Here is a 12,403-nt window from a genome sequence, read left to right as displayed (position 1 = left end):
TGCGAGGGTGTCCGACATGACACCACTACGACTCACGGACATCGAGACGGCGCTGTACGACAGTTGGGGAGCGGACACGGCCGACCCCCGTTCCGGTGAGCCCTGGCTGCCGGGCAACCCCGAGCGGGACCAGTGCGGCGTCACCGCGCTCGTCCTGAACGACCTGCTCGGCGGCGAGCTGATATGCGCCGAGGTCCACGTCGACGGGGTGCGCACGGGATACCACTGGTGGAACCGGCTGGACTCGGGTTTCGACATCGACCTGACCCGCAACCAGTTCCTGCCGGGCGAGACCCTCACCGAGGGCGTCGCCGTCACCCGCCCGACGGAGATCCGCCACTGCCGCGAGGAGTACGAACTGCTGCGCAGCCGCGTGCTGCACAGACTCGCCGAACGCGGCGGGAACGTGGCGGTGGCGGCCGCTCACGCCACGTCGTAGACGTCCAGCCGCCCGCACATCCCGAACCGTCCCCGGACCGCGGGCCGTTCGGACCGCACCGTCGCCCGCGCCAGATAGCCGGCGTCGCCGCGCTCCAGCCGGTCGAGCTGGTCACCGGTCGCCTCCGCCGCGGCGGCCGCACCCGCCTGCCAGCGCTCCCGCCACGCCGCGGCCAGCGGCCGGACCAGGGCGACGGCCGCACGGTGGAACGCGGCGAGCGGCTCCGGGTCCCCCGCCTCGGTCGCCTCGCGGAGCGCGGTGAACCCCTCGACGGCCAGGTCACGGCGGCGCCGGGCGGCGGCCGCCAGTTCGGCCTCGCTTCCGTCGGCGGGCAGGGCGACGGCGGCGCGGTAGGTCTCGGGGTCGGCGAGCAACGCAGGAGGCAGCGTCAGGACGGCGTCGCCGGCCTCGGGAAGCCCGCAGTTCTGCATGAGGACGTTGATGGTCAGTCCGCCGTCGTTGACCAGGCGGTGAATGGTTCCGGGCGTGAACCACACCAGGGCACCGGGGGAGAGGGGCGTCTCCCGGAAACCGTCCGCGGTCAGGGTCTGCACGGCGCCGCTCCCACCGGTGACCGCGTACCCCTCCGAACAGGTCAGGTGGAGATGGGGAGTTCCGCCGCGCCTGCCGTCGGTGGCCGGCCAGTCGTACACGGTCAGCCGCGAGACCCCGATGCCGCCGGGGAGTCCCTCGTAGGGGACGGGCATCGCTTGTGCTCGGTGCGGTCGGTTCACCATGGACTCCTCGCGACGTCGCCGGGCCGGGTGCCGGTGGAAACACTACGGCCCCCGGTGTCGCCCGACACCGGGGGCCGCCCCGCGTCCCGGCAGCCTTCCCCCACGAAAGGTCACCGGGACTTCCCCTGAGTGTGGTCAGGGTCTGTGATCCCGTCAGAAGGTCAGTGCTGCACCCTCCCCGAGACCCGCCTTCATCGTGCACTGGTTGGCGAAGGTGCTGGTCCAGTGGACGTGCTTGCCGTTCCAGACACCGGCGACGGACACGGTGACCGGACGCCACTCCTTGGTACAGATGGCGTCGGACGAGGCGCTCACGAGCTGGGTGAACTGCCCGTTGACCTTGGCGAGTTCGGCGCACGCCGCGGCCGCCGACGGGTGGGTGCCCCCGGGACGGGGCGCACAGGTGAGCGTCACGGCGCGCTCCACTGCCGCCGACTCGGCGTTCTCGCCCTGGCCGACCGTCAGCACGAGGGCGGACGGTGCGTAGAGGCTCTCCGTCTTCGGGGCCTCGGCCTGCGCGGTGCCTGCCGTCGCGGCGAGGACGCAGGTGGCCGCCGCCGCGGCTGCTCCCACGGCCTTGAGGGTGCGACGCATGGTGAACTCTCCTTCGATCGATGCGGTTGGTGACTGCGGTGAGGAGTCTTGCCGGTGCGGAGAGTGAGTGCCATCCGGATGGTCGATTTCCGGATGTGGCGTTCCGGTGAGCGGTGACCGTACGCTCGTTCGGGCAGCTCAGGGGTGGTGGGAGCGGTCCCGTGTCACCTGTCCAGCATGTGGACGAATGGCAGTGGTATAACCAAAAACGAACGCCTGACCTGCGTAAACGTAAAATTGGTTTTTGCTTCGACTACTCGTATCGTCCGGAAATCATCGCTGAATCGCCCGCCATCCATACGAATCGTTGGCATTTCAGCCTCTACAGCCCTGGATTGGCGGCGCCAGGGAGGCGGCGCCGCAGGGGCCGGCGAAGATGCCGAGGTCACCCCCGGGCGAACGCCAGTACGGCCGCCAGGTTCATCGGCTGCCGCGTCGACACGTAGACGTACGGCGCGCCACCCCAGGCAGTGGGCAGTTCGATGCGGAGTGCGGTGGGGACGTAGGAGCGCAGGAGCAGCAGCGCGTACGGGTTCGCCCTGGCCGTGCGCCACTCGAAGGCCTCCCGCTCGTCGAGGATCTCCGTCGCGCCGAGCGCATCGATGGGGATGACCCGCTTGCCGACGACGAGGGTCCCCGGCGTCACGAGGATGCGCACCCTGCCGTGCAGGTGCACGAGCGTCGCGGACACGGCGATGCCGAGCGCGGCCGCGATCACCGCGGCGAGCGCGCCGAAGGGGATCGCCGCCACGGCGAGACCCGCTCCGCCGAGCGCGACAAGGCCCCACCAGGAGCGGGGGACGCTCAGCCGCTCTTCATAGATGTGCATGACCGCATCCTGGCAGGCAATCGCGTGGCCTCCCGCGGGGGGTGTCCCACGCGTACCGGCAGGCAACTCCCGGACGCCGATTCCCGTCATCGAAGGAGTAAGCGGGGCACGTGAGTTCGGTGTGACCCCTGTGTACTCCCGTGTCTATGGGCGTGCCCCGATGTGCTTGATGGCAAGGAGAATCACGTTGAGACGTGTGCTGAGAGGGGCGACCGCGGCGTTAGCGGTGCTCGCGCTCGCGGCGGTGTCGCCGGGCGTCGCCCATGCCGGTCCCGCCGCCGAACCCCCGCCGACCGGGCCGCCCCCGGCGCCGGTGTCGGCGTCGAGCGACGGACAGAGTGGCGCGAGGCTGCCGGACGGCTGGCGGCTGACCGGCAAGGGCGAGGGCAAGGAACTCGTGTGGACCTCGTCAGACCCGGTGCCGATGGGTGACGCGCGGGTCGAGTTCTACTCCGGGGACCGGCTGCTCGGCCGGCCCGTGGCGGCGCGGGACGGGCGCTCGTTCCGGCTGCCGCTGCGCGGCGCGCGCCTCGGCCCCGTGCGACAGCTGAAGGTGCTGGCGGCCGGGCGCCGCCTGGACGAGGCCGGGTCCGGCGGGACGTCGCGCACCCCGCGCCCCGATCCGGCCGTCCGTCCCGGGGCGCCCCTGCCCGCCAACCCGGTCGACCCCGGAGTCCCGGGCCGCTACCGCGCCGTCACCGGCTCGTACACGCTCAAGTCGGTGCGGCTGCCCGGCTTCCCGGAGCCGGTGGAGATGAAGGCCGACGTGGTCGGCCCCGCCGACGCGCCCGGCAAACGGCCGCTGGCCCTCTTCCTGCACGGCCGTCACTACACCTGCTACGGGCCCGGCGGCGAGCAGGAGATGAACTGGCCCTGCGCGTCCGGCCTGAAGCCGGTGCCGAGCCACCAGGGCTATCAGCGCACCCAGAGACTCCTGGCGTCCCAGGGGTACGTCACGGTCTCCATCGCCGCCAACGGCATCAACGGCCAGGACCACCTCGTTGAGGACGGCGGCGCGCAGGCCCGCTCGTCGCTGGTGCGGCTGCACCTCGCCCGCTGGGCGGACTGGGCGGGCAAGCGGTCCAGCGCCCCGGCCGTGGTGCGCGCCGTCGCCCCGGCCGACCCGTCCCGCGTCCTCCTCGTCGGCCACTCCCGAGGCGGTGAGGGCGTCGACCGCGCGGCCCTGGACAGCCTCTACCGACCGCCCGCCGCGCAGGACGGCCACCGCGGTCCGGTCCGCTGGAAGATACGCGGCAACGTCCTCATCGGCCCCACCCTCTTCAGCCAGAACCCGGCCCCCGACGTGCCCTCCGTGACGATCCTGCCGGGCTGCGACGGAGACGTGTCCGACCTGCAGGGCGAGCTCTACGTCGACGGGACGCGCGGGGTCAGCCGCGGCACCGCCCTGCACGGCGCGGTGTACATGGTCGGCGCCAACCACAACTTCTTCAACAGCGAGTGGACGCCCGGCCAGTCGAAGGCTCCCTCCGTGGACGACTTCTCGTCCGACACCCCCGACCCGGTCTGCTCCAAGGGCGCGCGGACCCGGCTGACGGCGCCGCGGCAGCAGGCCGCCGGTGCCACCTACATAGCCGCGGCGGCCCGGCTGTTCGTCGCGGGCGACGACCGGGTGCGCCCCCTCCTCGACGGCTCCGGCCGCCGCGCCCCCTCCGCGGACCCCGCACGGGTCCTGACCCACGCGGTGGGCGCGCACCGCACACAGGCCCTGCTGCCCGGCGCCTCCACCGAGGTCGAGGGCGGCCGCGTCTGCGCCCAAGTCGCTCCCGACGACCCCAAGGCCTGCCTGCCGCCCGACACGTCCGGTGGGTCGCCGCACTTCGCGTCCTGGGAGTTCGCCCCGGAACCCGGCCGTGACGCGGTGGCGATGCGCTGGTCGAGAGCGGGAGCCCCGGTACGGGTGAGTCCGGCGCGCCCGGTCTCCCTGGCGGGCGCCAAGGACCTGGCCCTGCGGATCATCGTGCCGCCGAACACCACCGGAACCCGCTTCGACGTCTCGCTCGTCGACGCCGCGGGCCGTCGTGCCGAGCTCGGCGGGGTCGGCGTCGACGGACTGCCGGGCAGCGACCTCACGGCCTCCTACTGGGGTCGCGAGGTGCGCGTACCCCTGTCGTCCGCGGCCCGGGAGAAGCTGGACCTCAAGCGGGTGAAGACCGTGGAACTCACGCCGCGCACCCGCTCCGGCAGGGCGTGGCTGATGGACGCCTGGGGCTGGCGCCCGGGAACGCCCACCGTACGGGCCGCGGAGCTGCCGCGTGTCGACGTCGGCCGCTTGGCGGTGAAGGAGGGCGACTCCGGAGCGCGCACCTACCGCGTCCCCGTCACGGTGTCCGGCAAGGGCAGCGGCAAGGTCCGGTTCTTCGTGCCCGACGTCGAGACGGGCGAGGTCGCCCACCGGACGCTGACGGTACGTCCCGGCGACCGCGTCGACGTGCCCGTCGAGGTCCGCGGCGACACCCGCTACGGCTACGACACCGGGCACGACGCGCTCATCAAGGCGGTGCGCGGCGCGGTGGTCGGCTCCTACCGCGGCGGGGTGCTGGCGCTGAACGACGACCCGGCGCCGAAGGTCACCCTCGAACCCGTCGCGGACCGGGTGACCGAGGGCAAGGCCCTGACCTGGCGGATGACGCTGTCCGAGCCGGTCGATGTGGACATGCTGGCCACGCTCTCCTTCGAGCCGGTCGACGGCGGCCCGGAGCTGACGACCCTGGACGTCGACCCGGAGTGGCTGGCGAACGAGCTCGGCATGGACCCACGCCCGGAGAGGGCACTGTCGAAGATGCTGGTGCGGGGGCAGGGCCTGTTCGTGAGCGTGCCCGCGGGCGAGACGACCGCCGACGTCGGCATCCCCACCCTCAAGGACGAGATGAGCGAGCCGGAGGAGTCCCTCAAGGCCCGGCTCTACGTCTACGACCCGGGGTGGCGGCCGCAGCCGGGCCCGGTGGTCACGGGCACGGTCCGCGACGCGTCGTAGCGCGCACGACGGTCAACTCGGCTGCGAACGCGTCGGGTTGACCGTCGCGTCGTGGGGCTCGCCGGACTGCGCGTCGGCGAGCCTCGCCTCGGCCAGTGCGCGCGCCCGGTCGAGAGCGTCCTCGGCGGCGCAGGGCACGTCGGGACGTACGCCCGTGCCTTCCCAGTTGGTGCCCGAGACGGGGTTGACGGCCCGGCCCATCGGGATGGTCGCCTCCAGGTGCGGATGCACGGTCCAGCCCTCGCACGGGTGCGCACCGCCGCTGGTCGCCTCCCCGACGACGACGGCACGGCCCAACTGCTGCAAGTCGTACGAGAGTTCCTCGGCCGCGGAGAAGGTCTGCGCGCTCGTCAGCACGTAGAGCGGTTTGCTGCCGCCGAAGCGCACGCCCGGGACGTGCGCCGGGCTCCAGGACTGTTCGAGACGGTCGCCGTCGCGCCAGTACATGGAGTTCAGGTGGGTGCGCTCGTCCAGCAGGTGACCGCAGACGAAGGCGACCGTGTCCGGGTCCCCGCCGGTGTTGCCGCGCAGGTCGAGGATGAGGGCGTCGGCGGGGGCGGCCAGGGTGAGCGCGGCCCCCAGTGGCTCGGCGGACCACGACAGCGGGAACAGGGCCGGGGCCAGTTCGAGCAGCGCGACGCGGCCGTCGAGCAGTTCCACGCGGGGCGCGCCGCCCAGCGAGCGGTCGAACTTCTCGCGCATCCTCGCCAGGGTGGCCGCGCCCTGCTTCGCGGGCACGGGCCCGGCGTGGTGCTTGAGGCGCAGGTGGAGGTCGCCGTTGAGGGACTGGAGGTCGGCGGTGACGAGACGGGCCAGGTCGGCGGCGTCCGCGACGTCGTACGTGCCGTCGGCGAGGTGACGTCTCAGGAGCGCGGCGAGCCGCTCGGCCACGTCCGGGAACACGTAGTGGTCCAGAAGGAGTTGACTGGTCGCCTCGATCACGGGGGCGACGTCGAGGTGGTGCTCGGTGGTGGTCATGGCAGAGGAGTAGAGCAGCACCCTTCCCAAAGCGTCAAGAAGATTGGACACTTGATGCATGCCCGAGCCGCAGCAATCCCCACCGCATCAGAACCTCGCGATCGAGTCACCGGAACAGCACGCCGCGCTGGCCCACCCCATGCGACAGCGCCTGCTCTTCCTGCTCGGCCACCGCCCCGCCACCATCAGCCAGTTGGCGGCCCAGCTCGGCACGGGCAAGGGAAACGTGGCCCACCATCTGAAGGTGCTGCGCACCGCAGGACTCGTCCACGTCGCCGAGACCCGCAAGGTCAGAGGCGGCACCGAGCAGTACTACCAGCGGATGGCCGTGCGCATGGCCGTCGCCGAACCCCGGGCCGAGGGGACGGCGGCGATGCTCGGGGCCGTGGCCCAGGAGCTCGGCAGGTCCGAGCGGACGACGCTGTCCCTGCGCCACGTGCGCCTCAGCCCCGACAAGGCGCGGCAACTCGGCGAGACCCTCGCCCGGTTGGTCGACGAGGCCGAGGAGGACGCGGAGGGAGAACCGGTGCACGGCGTGCTGGTGGCGCTGTACGAGCACGCGCAACCGCAAGATCCGGGCTGACCGGTCCACGCCGAACAGAGGTCATTACAGTTCTCCCATGCCCGATCCCGCGCGCCTGCCCGACCCCGCGAACCTCCCCGACCTGCAGCTCCTCCGCGCCGACCACGTGCCCGCGCTGCGCGCCTTCGAGGAGACCAACCGCGCCTACTTCGCGGCCTCCGTCCCCGACCGCGGCGACGCCTTCTTCCGCGACTTCGACGCGATGTGCCGCGCCCGCCTGGCCGAACAGGCCGCCGGGGTCTGCTTCTTCCACGTCCTGGTGGGCGACGGCGGCGAGATCCTCGGACGCGTCAACCTGATCGACATGGCGGACGGCGGCGCCGAGCTCGGCTACCGGATCGCCGAGAAGGCCGCGGGTCGGGGCCTGGCCACCTGGGCCGTCCGGCGGATGTGCGGCCTCGCCGGCACCGCGTACGGCCTCACCGAACTGCGTGCCGCGACGACGCTCGACAACCCGGCCTCGCAGACCGTGCTCACACGGGCCGGGTTCGCGCCGGTCGGCAACATCCGCCTCGACGGGCGTCAGGGCATCAGCTACGCCTTGACGCTCTGACGCGGCCGCGACTCGTGCAGCCGCGTGTGATAGCGGCCCTCCGACTCGTACCCCTCGGGATCCTCACCCGCCAGGAGCACCTGCCGCACGGCGTCGCGCTGCTCGTCGGGACTGGTGAAGAGCCGCTGCGTGTAGGTCCGCGAGGTGTCGGTCACGGTGTCGAGGCCGTGCGCCGCGAGCGTCTCGGCGATGCGCCCGTAGGGCACCGTGCGCAACACGAACGCGCTGACCCAGACCGGCATCCGTGCACAGTCGAGCAGCGCGTCGAAGGTGTGGTGCGAGATGTAGCCGATGCCTCCGGTGACCGTGATCAGACCGGTGCGTGCCATCGCGCCACGCAGCCCGGAGCTGGGCGGATGCCGCTCCAGGTTCTCGGCATACGCCTCGTCGAGCAGACCCGCGTCCAGTGCGTAGCGGGTCGCGTTCGCCGCCATGTCCAGGCCGATGACGGGGGTGGCGTCGGCGCGCCGCCGCGAGGCGTAGAACTCCTTGTCGCGCTCGACCATCTCGGGCGGCGTGAGCGCGGCGGCCTCGTCGCTCGTGTAGTGCGCGTAGAGGTCGGCGAGCGTCAGGTCGTGGTTGAGCAGTGCCGCGTTGATGCCGTACGAGCAGCACAGGTCGAGAACGGTCACCGGGCCCTCGCCGCCGCCCGCCCGGGCGCGCAGATCGCGGGTGCGGCGGAAGACCGCCTGGGCGTGCTGCGGGATCTCGTACGCGAAGGGCGCCAGCGTCCGGAAGTACGCGCGCGGGTCCGGCTGGTCGTAGATGTCGTCGAACCGGGTCTTGCCCGACGCGTTGCTTGTCCTGTGCCGGTCTGCGGCCATGGGGCACCTCCGGGAGCGAGGAATGGGTCTGGGGCAGACGTGCACTCCTACCGGACCCTCGCCACCCCCGATAGACCTCGTGGCGGTATCCGGCCACGGCACCGCCCCGCCGCGGACCCGGCCCACCGCCCCGCTGACTACCCTGGAGACGATGTTCTCCTCCCAGGGTCCCACGCTGCGCGAGCTCGCCGTTCAGGCGTTGTCGTCCACCGAGCACGGGTACGACCTGCTCGCCCCCAAGTTCGACCGCACGCCCTTCCGCACGCCTGGCCGATTCCTGGCGGCGACGGCCGACGCGCTGCGCCCCCTCGGCCCCTTCGACGCGGGCCTCGACGTGTGCTGCGGAACCGGTGCGGGCGTCGAGACGCTGCTGCAGCTGTGCCGGGAGCGCGTCACCGGCGTCGACTTCAGCGGGGGCATGCTGGCCGCCGCGGCGGAAGCGGTGCCGCGGGACGCGGGAGGACCGGGCGGCCCCGGGGTCGACTGGGTCCGGGCGGACGCCCGCGCCCTGCCGTCCTCCGGACCCTTCGACGGCGGCTTCGACCTGGCCGTCAGCTTCGGAGCGTTCGGCCACTTCCTCCCCGCCGAACGCCCCGCCCTGTTCGCCGGCGTCCACCGGGCCCTGCGGCCCGGCGGACTCTTCGCGTTCCCGATCGGCGCCCCGCAGCCCTTCACGTCACCCTGGTACTGGGCACTGCTCGGCTTCGACGCCGTGATGCGCGCCCGGAACCTCCTGTGGCGCCCGCCGTTCGTCATGTACTACCGGACCTTCCCGCTCGGCCCGGTCCGCGAGGACCTCACGGCCGCGGGATTCGACGTACGCCTGCTGCCCCTGGAGGATTTCGGGCGCCGCCCGGACGGGAGTCCGCACTGGCGTCTTGTCGTGGCCCGGAAGCGATAGCGCTACGGCGTGCCGTCGGCTGCCGCGCGCAGCGCCGCCACGTCCAGCTTCTTCATGCCGAGCATCGCCTGCATGGCCCGCTGGGCGCGCTCGGCGTCCGGGTCGGTGAGGAGCTCGTTGAGCACGGTCGGGACGACCTGCCAGGACAGGCCGTACTTGTCCTTCAGCCACCCGCAGGGGCCTTCCTCGCCGCCCTCGGACAGCTTGTACCAGTAGTGGTCGACCTCGTCCTGGTCGGCGCAGAAGATCTGGAAGGACACGGCCTCGTTGAACTTGAACTGGGGCCCGCCGTTGAGCGCCGTGCAGTGCTGGCCGTCGAGGACGAACTCCACGGTCAGGACGGTGCCCGCCGGGCGCGGGGCGCCTTCGCCGTAGTACGAGATGCTCTTGATCTCCGAGTCGGGGAAGACCGAGACGTAAAAGTTCGCCGCCTCCTCGGCCTGCAGGTCGAACCAGAGGCTTGGCGTGATCGTGGGCATGACGCTCTCCTGTCGCGTACGCGGCGGTCCTGTCCGCCTGTCGTCTCTCCCTATGTGGACCGTCGCACCGCCCCGAACTCATCGCCACACGGTGAACCGGTTGCTCGCCTCGGACCGGTCACGCGCCTCCCCGTACGTGCGGCTCCCGCTCCAGCGCGATGCCGAAGTGCCTCTCGTACGCGGCGAGCACCTCCGCCTCCGTGGTCAGTTCGACGGTGTCGCGCTCGCCGTCCGCGGTCGTCGTCAGGGTGCGCCCGCCCAGGGTGACGCGGCCGCTGTCGGTGAGGCGGGAGCAGACGAGCGACCGCGTGAAGTGCGAGTCGGGCGACGTGCGGTGGTACCAGGTGCCGGCCTTGAAGTCGGCCAGTGCGCGGGGACGCGGGTCGACCACGTACTGCCGCTTGCCGTCCTTGAGGACGTCGAGGTCGCCGTCCGGGGTCTCCGCGATGCGGAACATGCCCGCCGGGTCGGCCTGCTCGCCGCGGTCCGCGTAGGCGAGCGGCAGCTCGCTGTGGGCGCCGAAACCGACGTCCGCGAGCCAGTCGCCGCCGTCCTCCGTGCGCACCCGCAGGGCGAGGTGGTCGAAGGGGATGCCGGGCTCTCCCGCGTCGTCGTACACCCGGGCCTGCAGCAGCACGACGTCGAAACCGAGGGCCTCCAGGAGTGCGGCGAAGGCGCCGTTGAGCTCGTAGCAGAAACCGCCCCTGCGAGCCTCCACGACCTTGCTCACCAGGGCCTTGTCGGTGAGTTCGATGTCCTGGCCGAGGTGGATCGAAAGGTTCTCGAAGGGAACGCTGCGCAGATGCGCCAGATGCAGGTCGTGCAGAGCCCGCGAGGTCGGGGCGGCGGGGCGCTCGGCGCCGATGCGGCGCAGGTAGGCGTCGATCTGTTCGGTGTCCATGCGCACCAGTGTGGTGCGGGGTGCGGTGTTCCGGCCACGGTCCCCGGACCGCGTCGGCGCCGTCCGTCGGTCCTAGGACTTCCGTACGAGGGCAACTTTCGCCCGGGGCGCGCCAATTCAGCGGCATCGCACGGTCGTACGTGTGTATGATCCCGACGACGCCCGCGCCGCACCCGACGCGCGGCGACACGAGACACGTGGAACGCATGGAGGTGAGCCCGATGACCGCGCGGCACAGCACGCAGCACCCCGTCCGGGCCCTCCTGCCCGCGGCCCGCGTCCGCGGCCTCGTCTGACGTCCCACGCCGGACGCCACCGCCAGGAGTGCCCACTGCGCCGCGACCGAACGTCGCGTCGCACCCTCCTGAGCAAAGGAACCGCTCCACCGTGAATGCCACGCCCTTCCAGGTCTCCGTCCCGGACGACGTCCTCGACGACCTGCGCACCCGCCTGCGCCGCACCCTCTACACCGCGGTCTCCGACCCCACCTACTGGGCCGCGGGCACCGACCCCCACTACCTGAGCGAACTCGTCTCCTACTGGGCGGACGGCTTCGACTGGCGCGCCGCCGAGGCCGCGCTCAACACCTTCCCGCACCGCGTCGCCGACGTCGCGGGCGGCCGTGTCCACTTCGTGCACCTGCGCGGCGTACGGCCCGAGGGCGCGCCCGCGCCGCTGCCGCTGGTCCTGAGCCACGGCTGGCCTAGCAGCTACGTCGAGATGCTGCCCCTCGCGCGGCGGCTCGCCGACCCGGGCGGCCACGGCGGCGACCCCGCCGACGCGTTCGACGTCGTCGTGCCCTCCCTGCCCGGCTTCCTCCACTCCGGGCTGCCCGAGGGGCCGTTCACCCGCAGAGGCGTGGCCGGGATCTGGCACGAGCTGATGACCCGCACCCTCGGCTACCGCCGCTTCGGCGCGTTCGGCGGGGACATCGGGGGCGGCGTCACCCAGTGGCTCGGCGCCCGCTACCCCGACGACGTCGTCGGCGTGCACATCACCTCCGCGGTGATCCCCGCGGACTTCGACGCGCGGCCGCCGACCTCCGAGGAGCAGGCCTACCTGGACCACCTGGACGCGTACGACGCCGAGGACCAGGGCTACAGCGAGATCATGTGCACCCGCCCCGACACGCTGGCCGCCGCCCTGCGGGACTCCCCGGCGGGCCTGCTCGCCTGGATCATCGACAAGTACCGCGACTGGAGCGACTGCGACGGGGACCTGGAGACCCGGTGGGACAAGGACACCCTGCTGACCGTCGCCACCCTCTACTGGGCCACCGGCAGCATCGGCTCGTCCTTCCGGCAGTACTACGACTACGTACGGCACCACACGCCCGTGCGGTCCATCACCGTGCCCGGCGCCGTCACCCTCAGCCACGAACCGGCCTTCGCGCACTACCCGAAGAGCCTCGCCGAGCGCGTCTTCACCGACCTGCGGCACTGGAGCACCCCGGAGCGCGGCGGTCACTTCATGGCGCACGAGGAGCCCGAGCAGGTCGCGCGTGAACTGCGCGAGTTCTTCCGCCCCTTGCGCCCCGCGGACTGACGGACTGCCGGACTGACAGGCTGCCGGGCTGACGGCGGAAGAACT

At 72.3% G+C, this 12,403-nt stretch carries 14 protein-coding genes; 7 read left to right on the top strand and 7 right to left on the bottom strand.

What is annotated here, in order from left to right; translation table 11 throughout:
* Nucleotides 1-16: 16 nt before the first annotated feature.
* The gene (locus DEJ49_RS01365; protein ID WP_150181969.1) at nucleotides 17-439 is read left to right on the top strand and encodes a hypothetical protein; all 423 of its coding nucleotides are present in this window, start codon (nucleotides 17-19) and stop codon (nucleotides 437-439) included.
* Here DEJ49_RS01365 and DEJ49_RS01360 read toward each other — a convergent pair.
* From DEJ49_RS01360 to DEJ49_RS01350, 3 genes are all read right to left on the bottom strand, one after another.
* The gene (locus DEJ49_RS01360) at nucleotides 424-1,176 is read right to left on the bottom strand and encodes a cupin domain-containing protein (protein ID WP_223832679.1); all 753 of its coding nucleotides are present in this window, start codon (nucleotides 1,174-1,176) and stop codon (nucleotides 424-426) included. The two genes, DEJ49_RS01365 and DEJ49_RS01360, sit on opposite strands and share 16 nt — an antisense overlap.
* Nucleotides 1,177-1,329: 153 nt before the next feature.
* On the bottom strand, nucleotides 1,330-1,770 hold the full coding sequence (locus DEJ49_RS01355; RefSeq protein ID WP_150181968.1) for an SSI family serine proteinase inhibitor: 441 nt from the start codon (nucleotides 1,768-1,770) through the stop codon (nucleotides 1,330-1,332).
* 385 nt (nucleotides 1,771-2,155) lie between these two features.
* Entirely contained in the window at nucleotides 2,156-2,599 is a 444-nt protein-coding gene (locus DEJ49_RS01350) for a DUF3093 family protein (protein WP_150181967.1), read from the bottom strand.
* A 169-nt stretch (nucleotides 2,600-2,768) separates the two neighbouring features.
* Here DEJ49_RS01350 and DEJ49_RS01345 point away from each other — a divergent pair, with 169 nt between their 5' ends.
* Entirely contained in the window at nucleotides 2,769-5,594 is a 2,826-nt protein-coding gene (locus tag DEJ49_RS01345; RefSeq protein ID WP_150181966.1) for a hypothetical protein, read from the top strand.
* Nucleotides 5,595-5,606: 12 nt separating this feature from the next.
* Here DEJ49_RS01345 and DEJ49_RS01340 read toward each other — a convergent pair whose 3' ends face one another.
* Entirely contained in the window at nucleotides 5,607-6,572 is a 966-nt protein-coding gene (locus DEJ49_RS01340; RefSeq protein WP_150181965.1) for a S41 family peptidase, read from the bottom strand.
* Nucleotides 6,573-6,630: 58 nt separating this feature from the next.
* On the opposite strand from DEJ49_RS01340, the gene DEJ49_RS01335 reads away from it, so the two are divergent.
* Both DEJ49_RS01335 and DEJ49_RS01330 read left to right on the top strand, forming a co-directional pair.
* Nucleotides 6,631-7,155, top strand: a complete 525-nt coding sequence (locus DEJ49_RS01335; RefSeq protein WP_150181964.1) for an ArsR/SmtB family transcription factor — start codon at nucleotides 6,631-6,633, stop codon at nucleotides 7,153-7,155.
* 37 nt (nucleotides 7,156-7,192) lie between these two features.
* Nucleotides 7,193-7,708, top strand: coding sequence for a GNAT family N-acetyltransferase (locus DEJ49_RS01330; RefSeq protein WP_150181963.1), 516 nt, complete (start codon nucleotides 7,193-7,195; stop codon nucleotides 7,706-7,708).
* Here DEJ49_RS01330 and DEJ49_RS01325 read toward each other — a convergent pair.
* On the bottom strand, nucleotides 7,690-8,532 hold the full coding sequence (locus DEJ49_RS01325) for a hypothetical protein (RefSeq protein WP_150181962.1): 843 nt from the start codon (nucleotides 8,530-8,532) through the stop codon (nucleotides 7,690-7,692). The genes DEJ49_RS01330 and DEJ49_RS01325 overlap by 19 nt on opposite strands.
* Before the next feature lie 151 nt (nucleotides 8,533-8,683).
* Here DEJ49_RS01325 and DEJ49_RS01320 point away from each other — a divergent pair, with 151 nt between their 5' ends.
* A complete protein-coding gene (locus DEJ49_RS01320; protein ID WP_150181961.1) occupies nucleotides 8,684-9,433 on the top strand; it encodes a class I SAM-dependent methyltransferase in 750 nt (249 codons plus the stop codon).
* 2 nt (nucleotides 9,434-9,435) lie between these two features.
* Here the strand turns inward: DEJ49_RS01320 and DEJ49_RS01315 are convergent, their stop codons facing one another.
* Nucleotides 9,436-9,912 carry a VOC family protein gene (locus DEJ49_RS01315; RefSeq protein ID WP_150181960.1) on the bottom strand — a complete coding sequence of 159 codons (477 nt, stop codon included), beginning with the start codon at nucleotides 9,910-9,912 and terminating at the stop codon, nucleotides 9,436-9,438.
* A gap of 118 nt (nucleotides 9,913-10,030) precedes the next feature.
* Complete coding sequence (locus tag DEJ49_RS01310) at nucleotides 10,031-10,813, bottom strand: arylamine N-acetyltransferase family protein (protein ID WP_150181959.1); 783 nt, start codon at nucleotides 10,811-10,813, stop codon at nucleotides 10,031-10,033.
* A gap of 146 nt (nucleotides 10,814-10,959) precedes the next feature.
* On the opposite strand from DEJ49_RS01310, the gene DEJ49_RS35845 reads away from it, so the two are divergent.
* Nucleotides 10,960-11,109 (top strand): hypothetical protein, encoded by a 150-nt coding sequence (locus tag DEJ49_RS35845; protein ID WP_190329234.1) that lies wholly within the window; start codon nucleotides 10,960-10,962, stop codon nucleotides 11,107-11,109.
* 91 nt (nucleotides 11,110-11,200) lie between these two features.
* Nucleotides 11,201-12,358, top strand: coding sequence for an epoxide hydrolase family protein (locus DEJ49_RS01305; RefSeq protein ID WP_150181958.1), 1,158 nt, complete (start codon nucleotides 11,201-11,203; stop codon nucleotides 12,356-12,358).
* Nucleotides 12,359-12,403 lie beyond the last annotated feature (45 nt).

The sequence above is a fragment of the Streptomyces venezuelae genome (assembly GCF_008642335.1).
GTDB lineage: Bacteria > Actinomycetota > Actinomycetes > Streptomycetales > Streptomycetaceae > Streptomyces > Streptomyces venezuelae_F.
This window is presented reverse-complemented; position numbering and strand designations above follow the sequence as displayed.

What these genes read in the sequence shown, in the direction of transcription:
- DEJ49_RS01330 (WP_150181963.1), top strand. Translation starts at nt 7,193, where the DNA reads ATGCCCGATCCCGCGCGCCTGCCCGACCCCGCGAACCTCCCCGACCTG.
- DEJ49_RS01335 (WP_150181964.1), top strand. Translation starts at nt 6,631, where the DNA reads ATGCCCGAGCCGCAGCAATCCCCACCGCATCAGAACCTCGCGATCGAG.
- DEJ49_RS01350 (WP_150181967.1), bottom strand. Translation starts at nt 2,599, where the DNA reads ATGCACATCTATGAAGAGCGGCTGAGCGTCCCCCGCTCCTGGTGGGGC.
- DEJ49_RS01365 (WP_150181969.1), top strand. Translation starts at nt 17, where the DNA reads ATGACACCACTACGACTCACGGACATCGAGACGGCGCTGTACGACAGT.
- DEJ49_RS01340 (WP_150181965.1), bottom strand. Translation starts at nt 6,572, where the DNA reads ATGACCACCACCGAGCACCACCTCGACGTCGCCCCCGTGATCGAGGCG.
- DEJ49_RS01360 (WP_223832679.1), bottom strand. Translation starts at nt 1,176, where the DNA reads ATGGTGAACCGACCGCACCGAGCACAAGCGATGCCCGTCCCCTACGAG.
- DEJ49_RS01345 (WP_150181966.1), top strand. Translation starts at nt 2,769, where the DNA reads ATGGCAAGGAGAATCACGTTGAGACGTGTGCTGAGAGGGGCGACCGCG.
- DEJ49_RS01320 (WP_150181961.1), top strand. Translation starts at nt 8,684, where the DNA reads ATGTTCTCCTCCCAGGGTCCCACGCTGCGCGAGCTCGCCGTTCAGGCG.
- DEJ49_RS01355 (WP_150181968.1), bottom strand. Translation starts at nt 1,770, where the DNA reads ATGCGTCGCACCCTCAAGGCCGTGGGAGCAGCCGCGGCGGCGGCCACC.
- DEJ49_RS01315 (WP_150181960.1), bottom strand. Translation starts at nt 9,912, where the DNA reads ATGCCCACGATCACGCCAAGCCTCTGGTTCGACCTGCAGGCCGAGGAG.
- DEJ49_RS01310 (WP_150181959.1), bottom strand. Translation starts at nt 10,813, where the DNA reads ATGGACACCGAACAGATCGACGCCTACCTGCGCCGCATCGGCGCCGAG.
- DEJ49_RS01325 (WP_150181962.1), bottom strand. Translation starts at nt 8,532, where the DNA reads ATGGCCGCAGACCGGCACAGGACAAGCAACGCGTCGGGCAAGACCCGG.
- DEJ49_RS35845 (WP_190329234.1), top strand. Translation starts at nt 10,960, where the DNA reads ATGATCCCGACGACGCCCGCGCCGCACCCGACGCGCGGCGACACGAGA.